Genomic DNA, 25,650 nt, shown 5'->3' on the forward strand with positions numbered 1-25,650 from the left:
GTGCGCTCCCGCAGCCGGCGCCCGGCCTTGCTGGGCCCGCTGCGCTTGCGGCGACCCGCTGTCCTCCAGCGCAGCCGGATCAGCCGCCGGCTGCCTCCAAACTGCCGGGACCGCCGGCTGCAGACCCGGCGCTGCGTTTATAGCTGCATGACTTAGCACCATGCCGCCTTTGGAGATCGCTGCTGCCATAGGCCCGCTGCTCTTGCCCTCTATGCCGCCGCTGCTGCTTCTATCGGCTATCTCTGCCGCCAAGCTCGCGCTCAACTCGGAGCGGCTCGCCATAAATCCGCCGGCAACCTGTTCAGGATGCGTCAAAGTTTGCCCACTTGCTGCCAACGAACCGCCCAACAAATCGCGTCCATCCCCTAAAACAACGTTACCCTGAACATCGGAACCAGAACTTCCGCCGCCTTTTCTCCTTGCGACCGTACCCAAGCTTGGAAAAGTACCTGGACTTTTAGCACCGGCAGCGTGACTTGCCGCCGCCAATTGAATGCCTGCATTCGCTTTTGGAGCGGTTTTCGCAATTGTTGCCGGATTCCCGGTTATACTTGCACGCAAACTGCCGTTTCTGCTTGCTGCCGCTTGCGAGCGCGCATTTTCAATTAATCTTGCATGTACGCTTGGTGCATTTGCGCTACTGTTTGTAATTGCATTTATGCTTGCTGTTAAGCTCCTGCTAACAATTCCATTAATGCTTGCTGTTGAGCTCCTACCAGCCATTCCATCCATGCTTGCTATTGAGCTTCTGCCAGCTACTCTATCCATGCTTACTATTGAGCTTCTGCCAGCTACTCTATCCATGCTTACTGTTGAGCTTCCGCTAGCCACTCCATCCACGCTTGCTGGTGAGCTTCTGCCAGCCACTCCATCCACGCTTGCTGGTGAACTTCTGCCAACTACTCCACCTATGCTTGCTGTTAAGCTTCTGTTAGCCACTCCGTCCATGCTTGCTGATGAACTTCTGCCAACTACTCCACCTATGCTTGCTGTTAAGCTTCTGTTAGCCACTCCGTCCATGCTTGCTATTGAACTTCTGCCAACTACTCCGCCTATACTTGTTATTGAGCTTCTATCAGCCATTCCATCTGTACTTGCTATTGAGCTTCTACCAACCATTCCATCTATGCTTGTTGTTGATCTTCGGCCAGCCACTCCATCTAGGCTTGCTATTGAGCTTCGCCCAATTAACCCATCTATACCTGCTATTGAGCTTCTGCCAGCCACTCCACCTAGGCTTGCTATTGAGCTTCGGCCAACCACTCCACCTATACTTGCTGTTGAGCTTCGGCCAACCACTCCACCTATACTTGCTATCGAGCTTCTGCCTGCCACTCCACCTACGCTTGCTGTTGAGCTTCTGCCTGCCACTCCACCTACGCTTGCTGTTGAGCTTCGGCCAGGCATTGCATTTATGTGTTCTGTTGAGCTTTTGTTCGCTATTGCACTGGCTGATACAAGTACTTTTGTTCCTGCATTGACGTATGTACTCTCAACTGGATTTGCATATGAATTGGTATCTGCATTCGCATGGACTTTCCTGCTAACTTTTGCAGGCCCTTTTTCATATGGAAAAGAATTTTTTGTATGTATAACAGAATCTGCTCCAGCAATGAGACGGCTCCCGGCAAAATTGCTCCTTACCCCGAAAGCCGGTCCCTGGACGTTATTTCGATCCTGAGGGGCAGATTCCTTTATTTTTGCAATGACATTCAAACCTAAATCGGCGATCGCTTCTGTGCCCGGCCGTACGATCGATCTTGTTGTTCGTGGCGTGCCATCACTGCCTGCCCCTGCCAACATTCCTGCACGGACACCAGAATTTACAGCCCCATCGTCAGCAGCCTGTACGTGTCCTTTCGCAATCGATCTGCCCAACGTTTCCGCATTACTCGCAGCCATCACATTTGTACTGCCACTTGCACTTGTATTAGCATTTGTACTCGTACTGCCATTTGCACTGCCACTCGCACTAAGCTTTGTAATTGTACTGGCACCTGAACCTGATAGCGGGCTTGTTTTTGCATATATAACAGAATTTGCTCCAGCAGAGGGACTAACTCCGACGAATGGGGTCCTCATTCCAGAAGCTGATTCCTGAGTACTATTTCGATCCGGTACTGCAAATTCGCTCATTCTTTCAATGACATTTGAACTCAAATCGAGTTTCGGATTTACAAACGGTTTTGTATGTATAACAGAAATTGCTTCAGCAGCGAGGCGGCTCCTTATGAAATCGCCACTCTTCATTTTTCCGATAACATCCGAACTCAAACCCGCTGCCCCAGCCGCAGATTTCCCAGCACGAGTGCCGGAATTTGCAGACTCGGAAGCACCGGACCGTGCGTTTGCTTTCGCGTCCAATCTCGCACCAGCACTGCTTGAATCTACGCTTGCGCCGAAAGCGGCCGTACCGCTATGCAGCCTTGCGCCGATTACCTCATTGCCGCTACCGGTCTCAATAGCTAATGACCTTCGCAGTATTCTCTGGGCCGTCCCCTGATCATGCCGGGGGCTCTCCATCACAGGCCGCGATCGGGTTCCGGCCTCGTGCGAAGCGGGATTTCCCGATGTATTCCTTTGCTGCTGAACAAGCAGTCTAAGCTCCGTACGGCTGCTGTTTATTTTTGGAGCTGACTTGGCGCTTGCAGTCTGAGTCTCGGCAGAAAGGATTCCGGACATGGACTCGGTCTTTCGGACAAAAACAGGCGCGTTTTCCCGGCTGCGAGTATCTGCCCGTGCTGCATCATTCCCACCCTCTTCCGCTTGCCTTGCTTCCAACTGTGCGGCTTTCGTTTGATCTGGCGCGGTTTTTCGCCAAATAACAGTATGTGCAGGTTTGTCCTTATCGTGAACAACCTGATAGCTGATTGTTCCTTCGTACTGCCGCCGCATGGAGTGCGGAACCGCCGTGGTCAAGCTGGCGGCCGCAATAGCGGAAGGCGCGATGCGCCGGGCAATCGCCACCGGTTCGTTATCCTGGCTCCCTGTCGTATTGTAAGCGAAATGCCGCAGCACAGGTGCTGTCTTTCGAACGGTTTCCGCATGACGATAATCAATGCTCCGCTCTCTCCGAACGGACTCGCCAAAAGCTTCGTTTTCAACCGTTCGCAGCGGTTTGCGGGCCGCCCTTTGAGCCGGTTCCCCCATCCATACAGCCGAATTAGGGTGCCGCTGGGAGGTCGAATGTGTATGTAAGGATTCTAAATGAACGAATTTGGATAAAGCCGTATGATATAAACGGACTGCCGCCGTCCGGTTCGTCGCTGCACTCCTGCTGCCTGCCTGTCTGGAAAGCATCCGAACCGAAGCTGCAAACTGTGCAAAAGCACGCTGTATCGGCGGCGTTCCCCGCTGATTGTCGATAGTAATGTAACGCTGCCGCAGTTCGCGGCTTGAAGGCCGCTGATCCGAGGGCCATCTCAAAATGTGTTTTCCCTGCCCGGTTATTGCCGTGGCCGGGGGGCTTGCGCTTGTATTCGGCGGTGCCCCATGCACTTGCCCTGCGGTTGATGCCGGGTGTGAATTGTTTCCGCCAGAAGGGATGTTCGTTTTTTCCTTGCTGTTCTTTTTAGCGGTTGCATGGCCGGAACTTGTCCGGTCGATTTCATCAAGCTCTGCGGTCAGCTGCAAATCGCTCCGCAGTTCTTCGATAGCCATGAGTTCTGAAACGGCGGCTCTTCGATCTGTTGAAATTACGGCCTGCTGCGACAGCAGATGTCCGTAGCGCTTCACCCATTGTTCAAGACGATGGATCGTCTCCCGCTTGGTGGACAGCGGCGCTGCGTTCGGATGCTGCAAATTTTGCAGCTGCAGTTGGAGCCGGATGATCCACTCCCGTTCGCTCTCGCCTGCCGATGCCGTAGGCTCATCTTCCGCGAGCATGCCGTTGATCCTGAAAATGAGTGCCAGCAAGCCTAAATAAGGCATGCGTCTAAAACCGTACTTGCCCATGATGCCGGAAGCAAATTGATTCGTTATGCGGGCAGTCCGGCCAAACGTGCCGGCGTCTGCCGCCGCCAAAGGGCTGCCGGCCCCTGCGGGCTGCTTCCTGCGGGGGATATGCGATTGTCGGGATAGCATGAACAATCCCCCTGCCCGTTATTTTTTGAAAATCGTCTTCAGGCCGCCATGCACAAGCTCGATGGATTCGATGGCCACATTTCCGCTGGTCGCGTTTAACTCCGGGCCGTTCCATTTCACGGGAAATGCGTCGAAAAAATTCCAACGGCACACTTCCTGCCCGGCCTGATTGTGCAAAATGACGGAACCGTTCTTGCGCTTGATTTTCCCGGCCGTGACGTTGTTATACCAGTCCCACAGCTCGCTGGAGCTGGTGATGCCTCTTTTTAAAACGATGTTCGGGTACTTCGTATGCTCGATCATGTAATGGGGACGCGTGTTGACTCCGCCTTCCCATAGCGGCTTGACCTCTATTTCGGAGCGCATGCCGGAGACTTCGGAAAAACCGCCGACGATCAGCCCGTCAAGCTCGACCAAAAAGCGGAACGCGCCCGCTACATCATGCGTTTTGGACTGCTTCATACCTTATCACCTCTTGCCGAACACGTCGAAAGGATTGTCCGGCTTTTTGCCGTCGTCGTTCAGATTGCGGTTGATGCGCGATATTTCCTCGCACCATTTGCGGCGTTCCCGGTGCTCCATTGACATGATTTCATCGTGCGTCCAATGAAAGTAATAAGCGATGAAGCCGGCTTCCTCGTAGATCTTGTCAATGGGATATCCGGTTATGCCCCCGCCATCTCGTCCAAAAAAGACACGTCCACATCAAATTCGTGCTCGCATTTCGGACAAACCGTATGCACTTTGGGCACTTCCATTTCGTTGATCTGGCGGTAAAAATTTTGCAGAAACGCAAGGTCTGCCGTGAACAATTTTTCCACGACCCGCGTATCGATAGCGCGCAGATCGCCTAATTTGGTAATGACGCGCGTTAGCAAAATGATCGTGAGGTAGCCGGGATTTTGCTGGACGCGCTGATCGCGCATCGGCAGTATTTCGTCGGCGGCCGTCGCAAGGCGCATCACGCCTCTTTTGTGCAGCGTGCCGTCCTCATCGACGTATCCTCTGGGGAGCTCGAATTCGTACTCCGTTTTAAAAGCCATGCTTGCTTCCTCCTTCATGTGAAAAAAGAAGAGCCGGAAGCTGAAGCGCAGCGCTCCAGCTCTCCTACTCTTTCGCTGCCGTTACTTCGTGCGCGTCATGCCTTCGTGGGCAAGCTCCAAATTTTCGATCGCGACTTCGTTGCCCGATCCGTTAAAGTTCGGAGCCGTATACTTGGACGGCCACGCTTCGATAACCTGCCATGTCGCCACGTCGCCGCCCTCTTCGTTGATTGCGATGATCGTAACGGTTTTGCGGGAAATTTTGCCCTGAATCGACTCGGACATCCAGTTGTACATATCCAAAGAGTCGGTTACGCCCCATTTCAGCGTGATGTTGCCGTATTTGGCAAGCCCCGGAAGTTTGCGAGGCGTAATGACTTCGTTGCCCTCGCGGTACTCGATGACGGACAGCGATGCGTCAAAGCCGGACACTTCGCTGAACCCTGCTTGCTGAATGCCTTCCACTTCGATTCTGAATCTAAAATTGCGGTATGGATCTTTACGTTCGACAGCCATATAATACCCCTTTCCTGATTATGAAAAAAATGATCGTCCGAGCGGGCCTGCTCTTCTCTCGTCTTACTCTTCTCTCGTCTTCTGAGTAATGCGGAAAATGACGAACTCGGCAGGCTTCACAGGCGCTACGCCGATGACGCAAATGAGCCGTCCGTTGTCGATGTCGTCCTGCGTCATCGTGCTTCGTCCGATGTTGATGTAGAACGCCTCGGCAGGACTGCCGCCCATCAGCGCTCCGTCTCTCCATACGCGCGTCAGGAACGCATCAATCGTGCGTTGTACGCGAGCCCACAGCTGCTCGTCGTTCGGTTCGAAGACGACCCAGTTCGTGCCGTTCTTGATCGACTCTTCAAGGAAAATGAACAGCCTTCTGACGTTGACATATTTCCATAAACCGTTGGAGGAAGCGGTGCGCGCACCCCACACGCGGATGCCTTGTCCGGCAAAATGGCGGATCAAGTTCACGCCTTGCGGGTTAAGGATATCCTGCTCGCCTTTGTTGTACTGGCAGTCGAGGCCTACGGCGCCGCGAACGACTTCGTTGGCCGGCGCTTTTTGCACGCCGCGGGTTTGGTCCGAGCGCGAGTAAATCCCGATGACGGAGCCGGACGGCGGGATATAAATGTTGCGCTTGTCCAGCGGGTCGAACACCTGCAGCCAAGGGTTGTACATCGCTGCATAGCTGCTGTCGAAAATGTTGCGGTGCGTCATCACGTCCGCCACTTTCGTTTTGTCGCGCGGAATGTCGAGCACGGCAAAACGGCTGCCGAGGTTTTCGCAATGCGCGACGAGGGAAAGCTGAACGTTCGGGTCCGTTACGCCCGGAACGGCCATAATGCTGACCACGTCGTTATCGATGAACGACTGGATGCCCGTACGCTTGCCGGGGCCGCGGTCTACGCCCATGAAATCGCCCGCGGACAGATTGGCGACGGAACCGTTGCTGCCGCCCGACAGCGCGATCTGGAACTTGCCGGCCGTCTCCTCTTCGCCGGAGAGCACCTCGAAAGGAGCTACGGCGCCGAGATCTTTGCCGTCGGTCAAATCTTTCACCGTTACGATGTTGGAACGGGACATGATTTTCTCGATATGGTTCGCTGCGGAAATGTTCAGGGACATCTTTTCATAAGTCTCCGCTTCATCCCCGTAAAAAACGTTGATCGTAAATTCGCAGGTAGTCAAAACTTTGGCAGGCAGCAAATTCGCGTCCGTCACATCGCCTGTAAGCTCGGAAGCGAGCTTGATGATGTTGTCTTGGGAAGCTACGATTTTGTTGTACTGCTTGCTGCCGTCCGCTTCGAAAGCGACGACGTCGCCTACGTTGAAGCCCGCGTTGTTTTTGACGCGGTATTGGTTCTCGCCCAGGTCCTCGTAGATTTGCGTCTTGGCCTTGCTCGCCGGAACGATGACCGCGCGGATTTGGTTGCCCCATGTGCCGGGATTTTTGGAAGTAATGCGTACAATCTTGGCTTCTCTGTTGCCTTCGGTCTGATTCGTCGCAGCTTTGGCGTCGGACGGCGCTACCCGCATGACAAAGCAGCGCGAGCCTCCGTTCAGGAAAAAATGTTCAACGGCATACGATAAAAAGCGGTAATCGCCAAATTCGTTTTCCGACAAATAGCTGCCGAACAAACGGTGAAAGTCCGCTACGCTCGTCACTAATTGAGGTACGCCCTCGATTTCTCCTCTTTGCGCGAGTCCTAAAAACCCGGCCGTACTTGTGCTTGCACCTTCCAACGGCTGCGCGCCGCTGTCAAACTCTTCCACATAGACTCCCGGTGATAAATATTCAGCCATTGTTCCCCGGTTCTGCCTGCAGGCGCTTGCTTGCCGCTTGATGCCGCCGCAGACATGATACCAGTTCTCTCCTTTCTGCTTGTGGTTTTTTGTATAGAAGATGGACGCATGCACCCATCCGCTAAATGAGGTTACGTTATGTATTGCGTTCCGAGGTTGGTGGTTTGGCCTTCCGCCACCATCACCTCCTTCAAGAAAGGCTGGCCGCTCCCGCCGCCGGCGATGTGCAGGCGCACCGAAAACGAAGGCGCTCTGCAGCCTCCCAAAGCGATGACCGCTTCGCCGCGTTCGGTGCAGCGGGTCTCGACGGCGGGAAGCAGCAGCGCTCCCCGCGAATAGCTGCGGACCAGCGGCTTCGCGAGCCGGAAACGCTTCCGGTGCTCCAGAACCTCCGCAATTTGCACCGGTTCTTCCGGACCTTGCGGTCCGCGCTCTCGCAGCACGTACCGGCTGCCCTCAACCATGCTGCCGGTCACAAAACCGACCGCAATTTCTTCCGCGCCTGCGCCGGTCTGCTCCGGCATCAGCCTGGCCCGCGCGCATTCTTCCGTCAGCACGCTGGCTGCGACCGGCGCTCCTTGCAGCGGCGCGTCCTTGCCGTCCCGCAGGCAAACCCTTATGAGCGGGGCGCCCGGCGGAAACGGATACGAGGGCAGCGGCTGCAGCTGCAGCCGAATTTGCTCGATGGAACGGGAAGATCGGGTGGAAAACGGGATTTGCTCTTGAAAATAATGTTCAGCGTCTATGCGGAGCCGGTAATCGCCCTCCGGTAAATCGTTGAATATATAGGATCCGTTCGATTTGCTGATCGCAATCGAGCGGGCGCCTTCGAGATGTACGGCGATATTCGTACCGATGGGGGCTTCTGAGGTGAATGAGTCTGACAGGCCGACAACCAGGGAAACGCGTGATTTCAAATGTACTTCGCGCCTGAGTTCCAAATCCGACGCCACCTGTCCTTTCCGGAATTTTAACCTTGTATGCGAATATCGCGTTCCAGCACCCGCTTCGTCGTCCTGATTCTTGTCGAATCGATTTGGACAGGGCCGACCGTGTAGCTCAGGGAAAGCCTGTAAGGGGTATCGGCAAAATTCCACATGTTCATCATGCTTTCTCCGGCGAACGGGTCCAAGACGATGCGCACTTCCTCCTCGCGCTCGGCCAGCGTGCCTACCGTCATGGAGCCCCGCAGCACCGAATTGTCGTACAGCACCTGCATCGCTCTCCCCAAAATCCGGTGCTCGTCAAGCGCGCGGGACTGCAGTTCCGCCGGCGATTGGACGGTAAGCAGGTAGCCGAGCTCGACCGACATGGGAGGAAACTGGATTTCGTGGGTCCCCCTGGATATCATCTGCGTCCGCCGGTTATCTCCGCTTTCCCTGACCGTATACAGGAAAAGAGACAGGTAGAAATCTCCTTTATCGACAGGCGATGCCAGACCGATCATCTCGGGCTGCGGGATGGGGTCGGGGGTCATGTTTTCTCTGAGCAGCTTCACTAAGGACGCGCTGACATCAGCAATTACGGAATAGTCGCCTATTGGATTTCACTCCTGCCTCTTGAAATGGCAATTATGTATGCGTGTAGAACAAACGTGCAATATGTCAAATCTTTACGTTAATCTTAAATCCTTTTTTATTATAATTGTATTTAAGTAGGATGACTACAGATTTCTTCATCTTTCCCATCAAAAATTTACCTTCTTAATAGTTCTCCAGATCCAGTTTTGCCACGATTTTCCCGGATTTTTGCAATTCATGGCGAATGGAGGCGATAATGTGGCGCATGCGTATCGGCTCTCCCGCTTCCGCAGCCAAAAACGCCGAAGACAGCACGACATTTTTGATGTTGCCCCCGGCTATCTCGAACTTTTGCGCCAGGTATTTGAAGTCGACCTCGCTGCTGACGGGCGCCGCCGGCGGAAACATCGAGCGCCAGATCCGCTCCCGGTATTCCGCGTCGGGAAACGGAAATTTGATCACATAATTGATTCTCCGCAAAAAGGCCTCGTCGATATTGTTCAGCAAATTCGTCGCCAGAACCGTGATCCCCTGGTACTCCTCCATTTTTTGCAGCAAATAGGCCGTCTCGATGTTGGCGTATTTGTCGTGCGAATCTTTCACTTCCGACCGCTTGCCGAACAGGGCGTCCGTCTCGTCGAAGAAAAGCACGGCACTGCTCAGCTGCGCTTCGTGGAAAATTTCGTGCAAGTTCTTCTCGGTCTCGCCGATGTATTTGCTGATCACCTGCGAGAGATCGACCTTGTACAGCTCAAGCTGCAGCTCCCCCGCTACGACCTGGGCCGACATCGTCTTGCCCGTGCCGGGGGGACCGGCGAACAGCATGCTGAGACCTTTGCCGTAGGCCAGCTTCTTCTCGAACCCCCAGTCTCCGTAGACGAGACTGCGGAATTTGACCTGGCTGCACGCATTGCGCAGCTGATCCTTTTGCTCCGGCGGCAAAATGACGTCCTCCCAGCCGTAGCGGGGCTCGATGCGCACCGCCTTGCGCTCCAGCCGGTGCTGGGCCTGCCGGAAGCATGCCCGGTACAGCGCGGGCGCTTCCAGCGCTGCGGCGTCCGCCGGGCGGCCGTCCAGCTGGCGCTGCCAGGCCGAATAGCCGGCGGCAAGCTCCAGCGACTGGCGGATCTGCCCGGGGGTGAAGCGGAATTTGCCGCTCATCACCCGCCAGTCGACGTCCCCCTGGACGCCGAGCTCTTCGGCGAAGCGCCGCCAGAGCAGCTCTCTGGCCGCCTCGTCCGGCACCTGCAGCTCGTGCTCCACCAGCAGGCGGTCCTTCGGCTTCCACTCTATGCGCAGCTGCTGCCCCGCCAGCAGAAACAGCAGGCCGGCATAGCCGTCCAGCTGCTCGTGAAACTGCTGCTGGCGCTGCCTCGCGGCGAAATCCGGCTCTTCCGGATACAGCGCTTCAAGCCGCGTAAAGCAAAGCACCGCCTGATGCAAAATCGCTTCGCGCATCACGGCCGCAAGCAGCCCGGCGAAGCCGGCCGGCTGCAAAAGCAGCTCCTCCGCGTTCACGAGGAGGAGCGGCTTGCCAAATGCGCGGGCGCAGTGCCGCACATGCAGTTTTTTGCCTGCGCCGGCGCTGCCCCACAGGCAGAAAGCAAGCCCCCGGCGCGCCGGGACCGGTGCTTCGTAAGACTCGCGGACGAATGCCTGCAATCGCCGCTGAAAATCTTCCTGGATGAGCAGCGGCGGCGCGGCGTCATCCGGGTACACGATCGCCGCGGCCGGCTTCAGCCCGGCGTCCAGCTCGCCGGTGTCAAGCAGGAACGCGGCGATCCGCTTGTCCAGCAGCACCGGCTTCGAGAGCAGCGATCTGCCCGGCGGCTCGTGCTCCTCCCGCTGCAAAAAGTACCGGGCCAGCTTGCCGGCCGGGCCCAAAAATGTCGCGCGCCATGTGCGCATGTCCTCGGGCGTGCGGCATGCCAATTGCAGCGCCGTGCCGACATTAGGCGCTTTATTCGTCAAATCGTCCTGCAAAAATCCGAATAACCGCTCGTATTTGCGGTCCAGCTCGAGCGCCAGCGCCAGCAGCACGATGCGCTCTTCCACCTGCGAAAGCCCGAATACCGCCGACATGTAGACGAGCGGCAGCAGCACCTGGCTTTCCCGGCTCGCCCGCAGCCGCTCCGCAATCCGCTCCTCCCACTCCTCGATCTCTCCGAGGAGCTCGGCCTCCGTCTCCTCCTGCCGAGCGGCCTCTTCCGCCGCCTGCGCCCCTGCGAGACGCATGAATTCGTCCTCGGACACGAACATGCCGCGAAACGCGTCCGTCTGAGGGTCGGCGGTTTGAACCTGCCTTCTCGCGTACAGCAGGCGAAGCTTTTTGTCCAGCAGGCAAAGCTCGTCCGCATAATGCTCCCAAGCGTGCGTATAAGATTGAGCTGCCATAAATCCTCCTGACGGCCTGCATGCAGCGCCTTTTGCAAATTCCCAAAAATAATGTCGCATTCTATATACTTATGTCGAATCTACTAGTTCCTCTTGCCTAATTGGAAATCCTTTCTTACAATATCGTTAGCACCTCTGCGCAAATCCGGGCGAATACTCCTAATCCTGCTTCCAGCCTGACTGGAAATAAGGATGATTGCCGTTCATGCACCCATGGCCGTCCCGGTAGAAAAGGAGCCTGAAACTTTTGGAACAACCCCCGGTAAACGACAGCAATTGGAATCGGAAGCTCATTCGTATTTTTTGGTCGATTTTGTTGATATACGAAGCGGCTGCGACGATCGGTCTGTTCGTAGACATCAGTCGAACCCCTGATCAGTGGGGGCACAGTTTTATCCGATTCCAGGTGATTCCGACATGCTTGCAGTTGGCTCTTATGGCGATCGGCCATGCCGCTGTTTATTTGTTCAAGCGCTACAGCGATTTTATCATGATTGTCTGGACCATGACTATGGTCGGTCTTTTTATTATTTGCATCCCGGAATTAAACGACAAATACGAGTTGATGTGCATTCCCGTACTGCTGTCATCGAGTTATTTTCAGCGCAAGCTGATCGTTTTTGCATATGTATCGAGCCTTGTTTGCATCGTGATATTGGTTGCCGCCAATTTTTACAGAGGAATCGTGCCTAGCGCGTATGAAATGATCGTGTCCGCAGCAGTCGTAACGGCAACCGCGGTCGTTTGTTTTGCCATTATGGATAAAGGTCTTGATTTAATTACCCAGCTTAAAGATTCCGTCGTCAGGGAACAGGAGCTGCTAATTCGCAACGTGATGATCGACCGGCTCTCCAAGGTGGACGCGCTGACCGATTTGTTCAACCACCGTTCGTTTCAGGAGCATACCGATCATCTCATTTCGCACATTCCGCACGACACGCCGCTCGAACTCGCGCTTATGGACATCGACAATTTCAAAAGAATCAACGATACTTACGGCCACTGGGTTGGCGACGAAGTGCTGAAAACGATAGGCTCCATACTGAAGCAAACGTTAAGCTCGGACGATATGGCTTTCCGTTACGGAGGCGAGGAGTTCGCGGTGCTTTTTGTCGGGAAGCGGCACGACGAAGTGATGGCCCTGTGTGAAACGCTGCTGCACAAGGTGCGCGGCACGCTCATTCCCGAAATACCCGATCAGCACATAACAATGAGTATCGGAGTAGCTCCGTACGACCGCAATACGCTCAAAAAAGCCTGGTTCCAGCGCGTGGACGAATGTTTGTATACGGCCAAGCGGTATGGCAAAAACCGCATCTACGCCCAGACTGCCGATTAGCCCGGCTTTTTTTACCGCCGAACCGCATCCTTCGCGATGCGGTTTTTGTTTTTTCCGTCTGTACTTTTTTTCCGCCTGTACATGATTTTGGTCGTTTAGGCAAATAATAGCCAAAATCATAAAAGGTGGTCTTAACTATGTGCACATCGATATCGATGCTCGCAGACGTCTCGGAGGTTGTCGCGCAATTCCGCATTGACCGTCTGCTGTCGTACAGCTCCAACCGTTACGAAATCAAGCCGACCCAGTCGCTGTCCGCCATCGTAACGAACCGCAAGTCCGAGCGGCTGCTCGACGAATTCAGATGGGGGCTCATGCCGTTCTGGGCCAGAGACGCGGTGTGCGGCGACCGCGATTCGATTTTTCGCAGCGATGCGTTCGAGCGCATCGTCCGCAAGCAGCGCTGCGTCATTCCGTGCAGCGGCTTCTATATAAGCCGGACGGAGGGCAAGCGGACGCAGTGGCACAGGTTCAAAATGCGCAGCGGCACTTTCGGCATCGCCGGCTTGTACGATGTGTGGCGCTCCCCGTCGGGCGAAGAGCTGCGCACCTGCACGATGCTGATGACGGAGGCCAATTCGCTCGTGGCCCCTTATATGGGCCGGATGCCGGCTATTCTGGAAGCGGACGATGTCGACGCCTGGCTCCAGCCGGCCGTGAAAGACGCCCACTCCCTCCATAAGATGCTCCGTCCCATGGAGGAACTGAGGATGGTGGCGAACCGCCTCGCTTCCCCGCAGGAAAAGCTCGAAACGAATACGGACGTCGGCGTGCTTGCCTGAAAGTCTGTCCTGCCTCCGCCGGGCCGTTCACCTGTCCGTTGGTCCCTCATGCCCGTTTGGCCGCCCCTGCGGGCGGACGCATGCACGTAATAAAGCCGGGAAAAGAACCGCTTGGCGGATTCTTGCACCGGCTTTATTGCTTAAGCGGCGGCAGCTCCTCGCCCCGCGTGACAAGACGGACGCCTTCCGCGCAGACCCCGTACGGCTCCCAGGGACAGGTCGCGCATACGACGCTGATGTCCTTCGGTACGAATTCCGCCGCTATTTTACCGAGAATTTCCTCCCAGCTCCATTCGAAGCCCGTTTGCAGACCGAGCATCTCCAGAACGGCGGCATCCTTCCGGTACACGCTTAGATCCTCGCAGTGCGGCCTCTGCTCATCGCTCGGAAAGGCGGCGCAAATCTCGTCGGGCCCCTCCACGATCGCAATCCTCGTCTCCGGGCGGCTCCGCAGCGTCTCGTAAATTTTTGTCATATTGACGCAAAAATACGGGGAATAGCCCATCCCCCTGTAACCCAGCAAGCAAAGCAAATGGTGTCCTCGAAGCTTTATATGCATCGGATGGTTCTCCTTCAACTGATTGGCCTTCGTGTATGACTTCGTGTATGTCTTCATGTAGATGATAGCACAAAAACAGATGCGGAAGGCTTGACATTTTTCCGTATCAACATGTATTATGTGTATCATATCAACTAGTACACTTGGTACATTCGAAAGGAGGAGCTGCATGTATCTTCATTTGGATGAACGGAGCCCCACTCCGATCTGGGAACAAATTGTCCAGCAGATCAAAGAACGCATTCTGCAAGGCGCCATTCAGCGGGGCGACAAGCTGTTGTCCGTACGCGAGCTTTCCGCCGCGCTGGTGATCAATCCGAATACGGTGAGCAAAGCTTATCAGGAGCTGGAGCGGCAGCATGTTATCGAAACGCGAAGAGGCAAAGGGACGTTCGTCGTCGATGCGCTCCCGGCAAAAGGAGACCGAGACAAAATGAATGAAATCCAAAAGGCTTTAAAGCTGCTCGTCGTGGAATCGTCATACGCGGGCGTAAACCGTGAAACACTGATCCAGTGGATCGAACAGTATTGGGAGGAACTTGGAGGTGCAAAGCATGTTAACCGTGCAAAATCTGAGTAAACGCATCGACGGGCGGCTTGTTCTGGAGAACATCGGCTTTGAGCTGAAGGCCGGCTCCATCGCCGGTCTGCTCGGACGCAACGGCGTCGGCAAAACGACGCTGCTGAAAACGATCGTCGGCATTCTCGACCCCGACGAAGGAGAAGTGCTGTTCGACGGCCGCGCCGTCGCCCGCGAACATGCGGTTCGCACTCATATTTATTTTGTGCCCGACCATACAGGCATGTTCAACAGCTACTCGGTAAGCGAGATCGTCAAGCTGCATCAAAAGCTGTACCCGGAGTTCGACGACCTGAAAATGGTCACGTTCATCCGGCAATTCAGCCTGCCGCCCCGGCAATCCTTGCGCAGCTTCTCGCGGGGGATGAAAGCGCTGCTGTTCATTCTTTTGGCGATATGCAGCGGCGCCCGCCTCATCGTTTTGGACGAACCGACCAACGGACTGGATGTCGTCGTGAAAAAGCAAATTATGCAAACTTTGCTGGAGGAAGTGGCGGAGCGCGAGCTATCTCTGCTCATTTCGACGCATCAGCTGGAGGAATTGGAAAAGATCGCGGATTCGCTGCTTCTGATGAAAGGCGGGCGGCTGGAGATGTGCATCAGCACCGACGATGTGAAACAGCAGTATAAAAAAGTGCAGGTCGCCTACGGCACAGGCGCGCTGGAACATCTCGCCGAAGTTAAGGGTATCGAGCTGATCGGACAGATCGGCCGTGTGATGACTCTTTTGCTCAAAGAGCGGCCGGAGGAAACGCTGAAGCAGCTTCAGGCAACGAATCCCGTGCTGCTGGAAGAATTGCCGATGAAATTGGAGGATATTTTCGTAACGGTGCTGGGAGGAGATTCGCGTGTTTCATAAAGCGCTTTTGTTCAGAAACTACAAGCAGGCCAAATTTGCGATTTGGGCATTCTGGCTGATGACGCTGTTCACTTCCTATAAATTGTTCGATCATGCACAAAACTTGCAGAGCATGCTCGACTATTGGAAAAAATCAGGGAAATCCGGTGGGTTCGAATACCATTTTTCCCCTAATCTTTCGAATGAAACGCTGCTTCAAATTTGTATTTGCGCAGCCATCGCCGTGCTCATGATCGGATTCGGCAGATCGAATCAAGGTCTGGAATACTCGTTCTCCTGGCCCGTGCGCCGGATTGACCTGTTTTTATCCAACTGGTGGCTTGGAGCGGCGCATATCACAGCGGCAGTAGCCGTCAGCTCGGGACTCAATTTTTTCATTTTACATAATACCGTTTTGAAAGATTACCTGAAAGACAGCGTGCTTATGTACTACCAGATCCATGAGCTGTTCACGATGATCGGCGTTTTCACCTTCAGCCTGTTTGTCGGACTGATCGGCGCCAGCGTAGTTTCCCAATTTGCGATCGGCTTTATAGGCCTTTTCGTCCCCGGGGTCGTGTACCAGCTTTTGGAGGATTTCGCAGACAAGCACTATTGGGTGTTCACAGGGCGTCATTTTGTGACGAATCCTTACCTGTACGATTTTTTTGGCATCATTTCCTTTCCCATGCGTATGATCAAAATCACCGATTACGTGATGAGAGAGATGAATCAAGGCACCGCCGTTGCCCATGAGGTCTATACCGGGTACGGGAGCATATATACGTCTCTCGTTGTGATCGCGGCAAGTCTGCTGTTGATCGTTAAAACTTCCGGCAAATCGACAAATGAAAATAACGGCAAAATGCTGCTGTACCCTCAGCTCATCCCTTATTTCAAAGCAAGCGTCATCGTGTGCGCCTTTCTGCTGGGAACGACGATGTTCAGCAACAGGTACGAAGACAATCCCAACCTGGCGGGGTACATATTCAGCCTTTACGCAGGCGGCATTCTTTTTACCGCCATCGCTTGGCTGATCGTGCGCAAACTAATGGGAGTCCGGCTCGTGCTCGGACGGAAATAAAACAAAGGCGTCCCACACGAGGGGGACGCCGCAGCGCGACTGCGCCGGGGCAGCTGCTGCGGCGCGACGGTGCCGGGACGGCGCGAACGGCGAGGCAGACGCGACGCAGGAACGTCGCGGCGTGACGGTGCCGAGGTGGCGCGAACGGCCCGAGACGCGCGGCGAACGGCGCCAATCCATAGTCTGTGGCCGGATAAATCTGCAGAAACCCCCGTGGCGCCGTGAGCGTCACTCCACAGAATGAAGCTAATTCAGGTCCGCTGCGTTTTGCGAAACCACACGCAAAAGTCACTCCCCTGCCTAGCTGCGCGAGGAAAACCTGCAAAAGTGCAGGTTTTTACTCGTTGATTCGCTTGCTGCGAACAATTCCTGCAAAAGTGCAGTCTTTTCACCGAGTACACGCGCTCAGATTCATTTCCAACGAAAATTCCTGTACTTTTGCAGGCTTTTCGCCAAAACGGACCATTTTCGCAGGAATTCCTGCACTTTTGCAGGCTTTTTCCCCGGCCTGGCTTGCCAAGCCGTCTTAGGCTCCCTGCTGTGCAGCGCCGCAACCCGTGCGCATTGGCAAAAAGCAGATGCGCCGAAATAGGCCACCTTTTGCGAAATCACACGCAAGAGCCACTTCCTTTGCCTAGCTGCGCGAGGAAAACCTGCAAAAGCAACCATTTGCATTTGACTTGGGAAGAGCTCCCAAAGTAGATGATTATGGCCGTTTCGCAGCAAAAGCCAGGCCTTCAATGTCACAAATTCGTTCAAACATCCGCAAAAGGCTTGTAGAAATAGAATGATGCTTCAGGGATCAGTGCGCCGGCACCGCGAGGATAGAGCGATGTTGTGGAGTTACTAAGGAAAAGAGAATGTATTTTTTAATGATCAAAATCCCAAATTGGCTCGCATTAACTTTCCTGCTAGCCTTGTGAGTCTTGCCCGAACAAAACTTCACCTTTTTCCAAAACGCCGTTTTTCCGCGCTAAATGTTGTCATTTAACCTCTGTTTCGAATTGTAATCCGGCAATTTAATCGAACTATACACTTCTTTCGACTCATCAACAGACAGGCTTTCTGAGTCAGAAGATTGTAAAGTGGCGAGCATCTGATTACGGAATTCCAGCTCCTTACTGGTACGAGGAAAAAGGACTGCCGCACCTTTATCGGCCAAAGCCTGGTTCGCTTCAGCAAAAGGCCGCATTAATTTTTCATAAGCAGAAAAGGCTTGTTCATGTTTTTCATGTGAAGCGATTTCTCCAGCCAGAATATAAGCGCCAACCAATGCGAGACTTGTTCCCTGTCCGGTTAAAAAGGACGGAGCAAAGGCAGAGTCACCTGTCAGCACCACTCTGCCCTTCGACCATCGGGGCATTCGAATCTGACTGACTATATCAAAATACATATCCTCAGCTTCCGTCATCGCCTTTACAAGTCGAGGAACTTCCCAGCCACTATCGGCAAATTTTTCTGCGGTCAACTTGCGTTGTTGGCCAGGATCCGGCCTCCCAGAAAAAGGAGGCTTTTCTAATGCGAACGCCAGAAAAGCAAAAAGCGTTTCACTGTCTCGGTAGGCCAACAATGCGGTATACAGCCCTGGTGTGGCATAGGAGATAATCTCATAGGACAGGCCCAGTTCATTCGGAATGGTGAATACGTTAAAACAATATCCAAGATATCGAGTAAACTGCTCCTCTTCCCCGAATACAAGACGGCGCGTTTTGGAGTGTATACCATCTGCACCGATAACAAGATCGAATCTTTCGCTATGACCGCTCTTAAATGTAACATCTACTCCATCATTGATGTCATTCAGAGTAGCAATGGAATCATTGAACATGTATCGAACCGGTTGATTCTTCGTTAGTTCGAATATTGCTTCCGACAACTTGCCTCGCGGCACTTCGAGATCCCGCTCTTCCTCTCCGCCGGTAAGCTCCTCCGGCTTCATGATGGCTGCAATGCTGCTATCCGGTTTGAGAAAAGTAAACTTCTTTGACTGACTGTGAGCTGCTTGGAGTTGTGGGAGTATTCCCATCTTCTCGACCACATCAATTGCCGTTCCTCGGATATCGATTGGGTATCCACCAGTACGGACTGTTTCGGCAAGTTCAACAATAGTTACATCGAAGCCATACTCACTAAGCCAGTAGGCAAGAGTCGGCCCGGCGATGCTTGCACCTGAGATCAATACTTTCTTAGCTTTACTTTTCTTAGCGTTTGTCATTAAGATTCTTCCTCCTTCAAATAAGGTACTATTAGTTCCTTATTCCAAGGATAACCTATTGACTTAGGATGTGCAATAAATTTATTTTTTCATAACAAAAAGCCACATTCCATACCGTTGGAATGCGGCTAATTAACATACTGTCAAACTTGGACTGTCAAATTCGGACAAGTGGCAAAAAAATGTCATCCACGATTTCTGTAATGATCTGTTCAGTCAGCGCCTCATGAGTGGTGAACACTTCGTATCGGAGCAAATCGGCCGGCAGTGAAAGGATCCTTTCACTTATTCCTTTCAGGCTAACTTCTCCACGCTTCTCCGCGTTATTTAAAATAGTCCTTATCAGCATCGTCAACTGATCCTCGGTTTTGTTACCAATAAGCTGAGGTAGATAAGCGATAATATCCTTGCCGTGGTAGTCGACCATAATACCATGTATCGTTTCCGATCCAATGATTTGCAAAATTTCTGCAATCCGATTCAGCAGTATTATAACATCTTCACGCAAATCTCCTGTGTTCGGATCCTCAAGGGAGGGCTTGGGAATCAGTTTGGTAATAGCCGCAACCACAAGCTGCGTTTTATTGGGCCAACGACGGTACAGTGCGTTCTTGTTCGTTTTCGCCCGTATAGCGACTGCCTCCATAGTTAAAGTAGTATAGCCTACCTCTTTCCATTCATCCCATGCTGCCTGCAGAATTGCATTCTCCAAAATGTCACCTCGACGCCGTGTACCCTTGTTCTGCTTTCTATCGTTATTCTCGTCCATTATCTTTTGGTACGTCCCTTCTAAGTTTTATTATCACAACCTCACACCTGAAATTCAGCCTCAGTTTAGATGAGATTCTCTGCAACTACAGCAACTCCTTTCGGATTTTCTTAAATATGAGCGATCTCCAAATGTAGCAATTATTCGATGGAGTTCCCCCCGAGATCTATGCATGATCATCCAAGTTTCGGCGGGTTCACGTGTGATAACTAGCAAGGATAATGGCATAAACTAAACATTTTTGAACCCCGACTTCGAGATCGTGACGGTGCGTGGTTTGGGGTATAAAGCGGTGAGGCGCGTATGAACCCGATAAAAAAGCTACTTCCGAAAAAATCAGCCTTGCGCTTTCCTTGGTAGCATTGGTTTTTCTTATTATTTTTTAGCTCATACTTTTGGTGCTTTTTTTGAGCATCCAGAAAAAAAGGGGGTTCTCAAGAGCCTGAATAGTGCAAGCTTTTCACCAAAACGAACCATTTTCGCAGGAAATTCCTGCACTTTTGCAGGCTTTTTCCCCGGACTGGCTTGTCAAGCCGTCTTAGGCTCCTCGCTGTGTAGCGCCGCACCCCGTGTGGGAGAGACGCGCTTTGGAAAACGGATGCGCCGAAATAGGCCCCCTCCGGTTCTTCTTGCCCGCCACTTCTGATTTTCGCTGGTTTTCCGCGTGTTACCGGCTGGCCCCTGCTCCTATTGGCGAGCATCTTTTGCGATGGTTTCCGAAACGTCGTTCCGTACACTTTTCGCGATCAGGAGTAGGAGCTCCCGGAGAAGTGCAGCGGCGACTGCTGCTACCTGCCTCCGGCCGGGACTCTGTACAGCCCGTAGCCGTTCATCGGAACGATCGGGTGCTCGTCCACGGTCAGGCCCGCCGCGTTCGCGTTCAGCGCCACATCGACGAGCCAGCGGGTAAAATCGGCCACAGGCATCGATGCCATTTCATCGAGGCTGTAAAATCCCGCCGCATCGACTTCCACGTTGTCCGGTACAGGCTCTCCGCCGATGTATTCCATTTCGAAAGCGATGTACAGGTTATGAATGCTTCTTGGAAGATCGCGCACTGCAACCACCCGTTTCACAACCGCTTCTACGCCCGCTTCTTCCAGCACTTCTCTTTGAATTGTATCGTGAATAAGCTCCATCTGCTCGATGTATCCTCCAGGATTCGTCCATCTTCCCAGCCCCGGCTCCTGGGCTCTGCGCACGAGCAGCACTTTGCCTTCTTTTACCACCAATGCACCGACGCCAACGCTGTAATTTCCCCAGTGCACGAAGCTGCACGCCGGACAAGCTCTTCTTGCAGCGCCGCCGATTTCCCGGGTTTCCAAAGCAGTCCCGCATGACATACAATAGTTGATCTCCATAAATTACCTCTCCAATTCTCAGGTGTGTTACCCCTGAACCTTATGCCCCTCATGTTCCTTATACTCTTGTGCTACGTACTCTCTTTGTCAGTTCTCACTTCACTCTTGTGGCGATCGTTTGGTTTCGAATCCGGCCAGGAGGACGTCGATTCCGAATAAAAATTCGTTATCCCAGTCTACGGCCGTTGTATACGAAGCCAGCCGGGCGATATGGGGATAGTGCTCCTTGGGAAGCGCCTGAAACCGTTCGGATTGGGCTTTGCCCAGTTCATCCATATCCATATGTTCCCTCTCGGCGCGGCCGGTTAAGCGGCTCTCCTCGTCCACAAAACCTAGCACGTAGTTTTTCAGCATGGATGCCAGCCACGGAATATGCGGGTCCCTGAACCCGGATTCGGCCAATAAGCGGAACAAAAATTCGATATGCGCCAGTCGGCTGGGACTCGCTGCAATCGTCGCGCCCATGATGCGGACAGCGTCTCTGTACCGGTGAAGCGTCCGGCGAAAATTCAGCGCCCACTGCCGGGCCTGCTCTTGCCAAGCCAGTTCCGCATCCGGGAATTCGGCTTCGGCGCTTATTTGCTCCGCTAACAAATGGAGCAGCTGCTCCTTGTCTTTTACGTGATAATAGAGGGCCGCCGCTTTAACTCCGAGGGAATCGGCGATTTTCCGCATACTCAGCCGATCCAGTCCTTCGGCCTGCAGCATGTTCAAGACCGCCTTCACGATCCGTTGACCGTCGAGAGGCGTATGCAGCGGCTCTGTCTGCCCCTCGTGCAGTTCGGCCGCCGGTTGATGAATTCGCCTTCTAGCCATAATCACCCTCCAGTTTTTCTTGACAATTATAGCACACCATATTAATCTAACGGTATTAAATTACAATTTAACATCGTTAAATTAAAATCAAAAAAAGGAGCTGCATATTATGACCGAAACTTCATTTACCACCCTTATCCGCAGCGCGGGGAAAATTTTATCCGTCTCATGGCGGGCGGTTTACGAGGAAAAGAAAGAGGAATTAATGCGGATGTTCGAAGAACATGGGGACCGGGCATACGGCGTGTGGATTCAGCAATTTATGGCGCCGGTCTTTGAATACTTGGCTGCGGAAGGTTATCTCGTGAAAAGCGGCTTTAATCGGAAAGACTCCGTGGAAAATTGGGGGCCTCCCGAAGAAAGGGAACGGTGCATTTGGTATATCGTCAAAAGCGGAGACGGTATCCCGCTCGGTACGATGGTTTTGCAAGTGTATCATTCGCACACGACGTTTCATCTCCCCCGGGCTCCCCGCCTGTTCGCTCTGGAAGTTACGGAAACGGAACAAATCGTATCCGCGCTTTCAAATGCCGCTACCCGCATCAGGTGGGATGTGAAAGAAGAGCGGCTGCCGCATCCGGACGCCGCTCCTGCCCGAGACGTCCGTTGGGCATACGCGACGGATATCGCAATCTCGGATTGCCTGCACGCCGCAGCCGACGGGCACATGTACAGCTGGACACTGGACGACTCGCTGTCCCATTGGGGCCGGTACGGCTGGGAGCTCGTTTCCGTCGTGCCCAAAGACGGCCATGTCATCGCCTTTTTCAAGCGGCCATGCCCGGCGTGACGCGAAATATCGCGTCGCCGAGCAAGGCCGCAGCCACGCGATAGCGCAGCCGCTCCGGCGATTATTTGCGCAGCAGCGCGCGCCACTCGTCGATCTCCAGCGAGGCGAGCCGGCCCTCCTCCACCCGGACGGCAAAATAGTTCTGCACCGCCGGATCGGCGCCGCAAATATAGCGCTCAACTTCCGCTGCCTGCTGCTCGGTTGCCGCGGTTCGTCTTACCCAGGCCGGGAAGGCGTGCCTTTTGCGGCTTAGCACGGAGTTTTCGACGCGGAGCCCCGCTTCCCCGGCCAGTTCTTCCCACTCCCGAACGGGTAGACAGCGCACATGACTGGTGTCGCGCAGCCGTTCGAATTCGTTCATATACGCCCCGTAAGCCGGGTCGTCGGGAGCGACGTTGTCGATGAGCAGCAGCCTGCCGCCCGGCTTCAGAACACGGGCCGCCTCGCGCAGGAAAAGATGCGGATTCGGAAAATGATGCGCCGCAATCCGGCAGGTCACCGCGTCGAAAGTGTCCGCCAGGAACGGCAGCTTTTCGGCGTCCGCCTCCACGAACAGGACATTGCCGCACTGTTCGCGCCGGAGATGGCCTGCAGCGGCCTCCAGCATCGGCAGCGTCAAATCCGAGGCGACGACCTGCCTGACATGGCCGGAAAGCTTTTTGGCCGTATGGCCGCCGCCGGTGGCGATATCGAGCACCTGCCAGTCGGGCTGCGGGGATAGCCATTCCACGGCCAAATCGAGGTCATCGCCCTTGGCATGGCTCTCGCTCGCTACATATTTTTCGGCATGCTTGCCAAATTGATCCTGAACATTCTGCTTGATGAGGCGATCATCATTTTTCATTAATTATGCACCTCCAAATGGAATACCATCATTTCATTAGACGAAACCACATTGCATTAGACGAAACTAACAATTTCATTTTACCACTCCTTCATGCAAAAAGAAATAGAACAAACTCACTGCACAGCAGATACCTCCGTTACCATCTGACACAAAACCACACTCAATTATTCCCATATTTTACTGGATCTATAGATAAATCAGAGGTATATTTGTGTCAATGGACGGTACAGCGAATCGGAAGAATGGCAGGCATTAGAGCGCGGCCTTAGGCTGAGCAAATCCAACCTTTGAGCTGCTTTTACACGTATGCGAGAAGAGGTGAACAAATTTGTCTAAAAGAGGCGTTGGCGCTTTATTTTGTATCGTTGCTATTTTTTTGTATATTCTCCCCTACGCACTGGCTGCAATAATTGCATCTGGCGGGCGAATTGAAAATTACCAGATTTCTTTGGATATCATTGGAACAACTTTCCACACTGTTATGTATTTTTCTTTGATTCTGGGATTGTTTTATCTTGTCTGGTCAGAAGTTGAGAGGAAATGAACTCCTGATCCGTCAGGCTCCCCGAGAAAGTGACGGCGCACTATTAGGGCTGGCGGAACTGGGGGAGGCGTCTCATGCAGCCTTGCTCTCCAGCTCGCGTCTGTCCTAGAGCTGATTGCCGCTGCATGGCAGACTGTCATGAGGCGGGTTGACAGGGAAAAACCTGCAAAAGTACAGGTTTTTCCTGCTGGAATGGTTCATTTTGGCGAAAAGCCTGCGAAAGTGCAGGAATTTTCAGCGAAAATGGGCCAGAGCCCCTATGCGTAGCGAAAAAACTGCACAATTGCAGGAATTCTTCGTATCCAACGTATCGAGGCGCAAATTCCTGTATTTTTGCAGGTTTTCTTCGCACCGCCACCGCCACCGCCAGAAGGATTGTAGCTATCTGGTCAACCGACCGCCGTCATGCAGCGCAACACCGTGCGCTGGGAGCTGCGCGCGGGGCGGCCTGGCGTGGTTTTTCCAACAGGGGAATTGAACTCCCAGTTGAAAGCCGCCGTCTTTACGTGTCATGCATCGATAGCAATGGAAGCAGGCGGGGCGGCCGGACAAGCCCCAACGCACGCGAATCCCTGCGCCGAGAGACTCGGCCTGCCGTCACGTACGGAGAAGTCTGCAGCTCCGGTCTGCCAATCGGCTTAAATCCATAGTTGACTCATAGGATTTATTATGTTTTAATGAGGATACAATTCGAATTCCTGCTCTTTCAAACTGCAATGCAGCCTCTTGGAGCCGCAAGGAATCCATCATACCAACGTGAGATTTAAGTGATATAATGTAACATCACCACTTCATTTTTATTTCAAAAGTTGGTTGCGCCCTTTGGCTTCAGCTGGCAGCTCTATTCGTCAGCTTTTATTCGTGTGAAATATGTTGACACTATTTTTTTCGATCCTTTATAATTTCTTCATAAGGAAGTCCCTCTTTTTTTTGGCTTTTTTAATGGTTTAAGGTTTGGACCTTAATGTATTATTTCACTGATAGCGGAGGGGTCGGATGCAGTCGACGGATACGCTGCAATTCCAAAAGGTGTCGCCTAAAAAGGTCAGCGATTTTATTTTGGAGCAGTTGGAAGAAGCGATTATTTTGAAAGAGTTTTTGTCGGAGGAGCAGCTGCCTACGGAAAGGGAGCTGGCCTCCATGTTCAATGCCAGCCGGCTGGCGGTCCGGGAAGCCTTGTCCCAGTTGGAAGCGAACGGGCTCATCGAAAAACGGCTCGGCGCCAAAGGCGGGACGTTCGTCCTTCCGCTGACGATGAACTCGCACCGCCGCAACCGCGCCGAGATTCGGAAGAGCTGGGACCGGATGCTGAAGGTGTTCGAGTTCCGCTCGATCATCGAGCCCGAAGCGGCCCGCCTGGCAGCGGAGCGGATCGCCCCCGGCGACATCGGCCAACTGCGGGGCTACGTCGAGAAAAGCATGGAAGAAGATTGCGAACGCGAAATGTTTCGCTCGCTCGACGTCAAATTCCATCTGTTGATCGCCAAAGCGTCGGGCAACGTTTATTTCGAACGGGCGGTCCGGCAAATCCGCACCAAAATTAATCCTGCGCTCGATCTGATGCCTTACAGCCCGAGCGTGAAGCTCGCCAGCTACGACAAGCACACCGTGCTGCTCGAAGCGCTTCAGGCGGGCGACGGAACGAAAGCACGGGACATTATGAAGCAGCACATCGACAATACGGCGTCCGCCATTTATGCCAGAGTGTTCGGCGATACGGCGCCGTAAGTCGTGCTGTGAGCCTGTCCGGCGGAGCCTTTTTCCACCGGCGTC

General features: G+C 53.6%; 25 protein-coding genes. 9 read left to right on the top strand and 16 right to left on the bottom strand.

Translation table 11 applies throughout. From position 1 onward, the window contains the following. The coding region (locus tag AC6RNO_RS28945; protein WP_497107606.1) for a hypothetical protein at positions 1-315 on the bottom strand (315 nt) is incomplete at its 3' end. 178 nt (positions 316-493) lie between these two features. Here AC6RNO_RS28945 and AC6RNO_RS28950 point away from each other — a divergent pair. Continuing rightward, positions 494-1,681, top strand: a complete 1,188-nt coding sequence (locus AC6RNO_RS28950) for a hypothetical protein (protein WP_497107607.1) — start codon at positions 494-496, stop codon at positions 1,679-1,681. A 2,420-nt stretch (positions 1,682-4,101) separates the two neighbouring features. Here the strand turns inward: AC6RNO_RS28950 and AC6RNO_RS28955 are convergent. The 8 genes from AC6RNO_RS28955 to AC6RNO_RS28990 all read right to left on the bottom strand — a co-directional run bounded on the left by AC6RNO_RS28955 (position 4,102) and on the right by AC6RNO_RS28990 (position 11,353). Next, complete coding sequence (locus AC6RNO_RS28955) at positions 4,102-4,545, bottom strand: phage tail protein (protein ID WP_488437431.1); 444 nt, start codon at positions 4,543-4,545, stop codon at positions 4,102-4,104. Positions 4,546-4,551: 6 nt separating this feature from the next. After that, complete coding sequence (locus AC6RNO_RS28960) at positions 4,552-4,752, bottom strand: DUF6760 family protein (protein ID WP_474685515.1); 201 nt, start codon at positions 4,750-4,752, stop codon at positions 4,552-4,554. Further along, positions 4,749-5,126 carry a phage tail assembly protein gene (locus tag AC6RNO_RS28965; RefSeq protein WP_488437430.1) on the bottom strand — a complete coding sequence of 126 codons (378 nt, stop codon included), beginning with the start codon at positions 5,124-5,126 and terminating at the stop codon, positions 4,749-4,751. Before AC6RNO_RS28965 ends, AC6RNO_RS28960 begins: the two co-directional genes overlap by 4 nt. Before the next feature lie 81 nt (positions 5,127-5,207). After that, complete coding sequence (locus AC6RNO_RS28970; RefSeq protein WP_474685442.1) at positions 5,208-5,642, bottom strand: phage tail protein; 435 nt, start codon at positions 5,640-5,642, stop codon at positions 5,208-5,210. A gap of 63 nt (positions 5,643-5,705) precedes the next feature. Next, a complete protein-coding gene (locus AC6RNO_RS28975; RefSeq protein ID WP_497107608.1) occupies positions 5,706-7,439 on the bottom strand; it encodes a phage tail sheath subtilisin-like domain-containing protein in 1,734 nt (577 codons plus the stop codon). 131 nt (positions 7,440-7,570) lie between these two features. Then, positions 7,571-8,356 (bottom strand): hypothetical protein, encoded by a 786-nt coding sequence (locus AC6RNO_RS28980; RefSeq protein WP_497107609.1) that lies wholly within the window; start codon positions 8,354-8,356, stop codon positions 7,571-7,573. A gap of 53 nt (positions 8,357-8,409) precedes the next feature. Continuing rightward, positions 8,410-8,979, bottom strand: a complete 570-nt coding sequence (locus AC6RNO_RS28985; RefSeq protein WP_474685516.1) for a Pvc16 family protein — start codon at positions 8,977-8,979, stop codon at positions 8,410-8,412. Between the two features lie 163 nt (positions 8,980-9,142). Then, positions 9,143-11,353, bottom strand: coding sequence for an AAA family ATPase (locus AC6RNO_RS28990; RefSeq protein WP_488437428.1), 2,211 nt, complete (start codon positions 11,351-11,353; stop codon positions 9,143-9,145). Between the two features lie 247 nt (positions 11,354-11,600). On the opposite strand from AC6RNO_RS28990, the gene AC6RNO_RS28995 reads away from it, so the two are divergent. Together AC6RNO_RS28995 and AC6RNO_RS29000 are read left to right on the top strand one after the other, a co-directional pair. Then, positions 11,601-12,692 carry a GGDEF domain-containing protein gene (locus AC6RNO_RS28995; RefSeq protein ID WP_474685446.1) on the top strand — a complete coding sequence of 364 codons (1,092 nt, stop codon included), beginning with the start codon at positions 11,601-11,603 and terminating at the stop codon, positions 12,690-12,692. A 137-nt stretch (positions 12,693-12,829) separates the two neighbouring features. After that, complete coding sequence (locus AC6RNO_RS29000; protein ID WP_497107610.1) at positions 12,830-13,474, top strand: SOS response-associated peptidase family protein; 645 nt, start codon at positions 12,830-12,832, stop codon at positions 13,472-13,474. A gap of 133 nt (positions 13,475-13,607) precedes the next feature. Here the strand turns inward: AC6RNO_RS29000 and AC6RNO_RS29005 are convergent, their stop codons facing one another. Further along, on the bottom strand, positions 13,608-14,033 hold the full coding sequence (locus AC6RNO_RS29005; protein WP_497107611.1) for a DUF1284 domain-containing protein: 426 nt from the start codon (positions 14,031-14,033) through the stop codon (positions 13,608-13,610). Between the two features lie 169 nt (positions 14,034-14,202). Here AC6RNO_RS29005 and AC6RNO_RS29010 point away from each other — a divergent pair, with 169 nt between their 5' ends. The 3 genes from AC6RNO_RS29010 to AC6RNO_RS29020 are packed head-to-tail and all read left to right on the top strand — an operon-like array spanning position 14,203 to position 16,535. Beyond that, entirely contained in the window at positions 14,203-14,613 is a 411-nt protein-coding gene (locus AC6RNO_RS29010) for a GntR family transcriptional regulator (protein ID WP_474685449.1), read from the top strand. After that, positions 14,588-15,472: an ABC transporter ATP-binding protein gene (locus AC6RNO_RS29015; protein ID WP_488437425.1), complete on the top strand. Its 885-nt coding sequence runs from the start codon at positions 14,588-14,590 to the stop codon at positions 15,470-15,472. The genes AC6RNO_RS29010 and AC6RNO_RS29015 overlap by 26 nt, the downstream gene beginning before the upstream one ends. After that, entirely contained in the window at positions 15,462-16,535 is a 1,074-nt protein-coding gene (locus tag AC6RNO_RS29020; RefSeq protein WP_497107612.1) for a hypothetical protein, read from the top strand. Before AC6RNO_RS29015 ends, AC6RNO_RS29020 begins: the two co-directional genes overlap by 11 nt. 411 nt (positions 16,536-16,946) lie before the next feature. On the opposite strand, the gene AC6RNO_RS29025 is transcribed toward AC6RNO_RS29020, so the two are convergent. The 5 genes from AC6RNO_RS29025 to AC6RNO_RS29045 form a co-directional block, all read right to left on the bottom strand. After that, positions 16,947-17,294: a hypothetical protein gene (locus AC6RNO_RS29025; protein WP_497107613.1), complete on the bottom strand. Its 348-nt coding sequence runs from the start codon at positions 17,292-17,294 to the stop codon at positions 16,947-16,949. Positions 17,295-17,508: 214 nt separating this feature from the next. Further along, entirely contained in the window at positions 17,509-18,750 is a 1,242-nt protein-coding gene (locus AC6RNO_RS29030) for an FAD-dependent monooxygenase (protein WP_474685453.1), read from the bottom strand. 157 nt (positions 18,751-18,907) lie between these two features. Next, positions 18,908-19,519, bottom strand: a complete 612-nt coding sequence (locus tag AC6RNO_RS29035) for a TetR/AcrR family transcriptional regulator C-terminal ligand-binding domain-containing protein (protein ID WP_497107614.1) — start codon at positions 19,517-19,519, stop codon at positions 18,908-18,910. 788 nt (positions 19,520-20,307) lie between these two features. Further along, positions 20,308-20,880 carry an NUDIX domain-containing protein gene (locus tag AC6RNO_RS29040; RefSeq protein WP_474685455.1) on the bottom strand — a complete coding sequence of 191 codons (573 nt, stop codon included), beginning with the start codon at positions 20,878-20,880 and terminating at the stop codon, positions 20,308-20,310. A gap of 99 nt (positions 20,881-20,979) precedes the next feature. After that, positions 20,980-21,696 (bottom strand): TetR/AcrR family transcriptional regulator C-terminal domain-containing protein, encoded by a 717-nt coding sequence (locus tag AC6RNO_RS29045; RefSeq protein ID WP_488437421.1) that lies wholly within the window; start codon positions 21,694-21,696, stop codon positions 20,980-20,982. A 109-nt stretch (positions 21,697-21,805) separates the two neighbouring features. Here AC6RNO_RS29045 and AC6RNO_RS29050 point away from each other — a divergent pair, with 109 nt between their 5' ends. Beyond that, the gene (locus AC6RNO_RS29050; RefSeq protein WP_488437420.1) at positions 21,806-22,486 is read left to right on the top strand and encodes a DUF6022 family protein; all 681 of its coding nucleotides are present in this window, start codon (positions 21,806-21,808) and stop codon (positions 22,484-22,486) included. Positions 22,487-22,547: 61 nt separating this feature from the next. Here the strand turns inward: AC6RNO_RS29050 and AC6RNO_RS29055 are convergent, their stop codons facing one another. Next, entirely contained in the window at positions 22,548-23,330 is a 783-nt protein-coding gene (locus AC6RNO_RS29055; protein WP_497107615.1) for a methyltransferase domain-containing protein, read from the bottom strand. A 331-nt stretch (positions 23,331-23,661) separates the two neighbouring features. On the opposite strand from AC6RNO_RS29055, the gene AC6RNO_RS29060 reads away from it, so the two are divergent. Both AC6RNO_RS29060 and AC6RNO_RS29065 read left to right on the top strand, forming a co-directional pair. Next, positions 23,662-23,877: a hypothetical protein gene (locus tag AC6RNO_RS29060; protein WP_474685459.1), complete on the top strand. Its 216-nt coding sequence runs from the start codon at positions 23,662-23,664 to the stop codon at positions 23,875-23,877. Positions 23,878-24,873: 996 nt separating this feature from the next. Continuing rightward, a complete protein-coding gene (locus tag AC6RNO_RS29065; protein WP_497107616.1) occupies positions 24,874-25,605 on the top strand; it encodes an FCD domain-containing protein in 732 nt (243 codons plus the stop codon). The last annotated feature ends 45 nt before the right edge of the window (positions 25,606-25,650 follow it).

This window comes from Paenibacillus sp. sgz302190, from assembly GCF_059820445.1.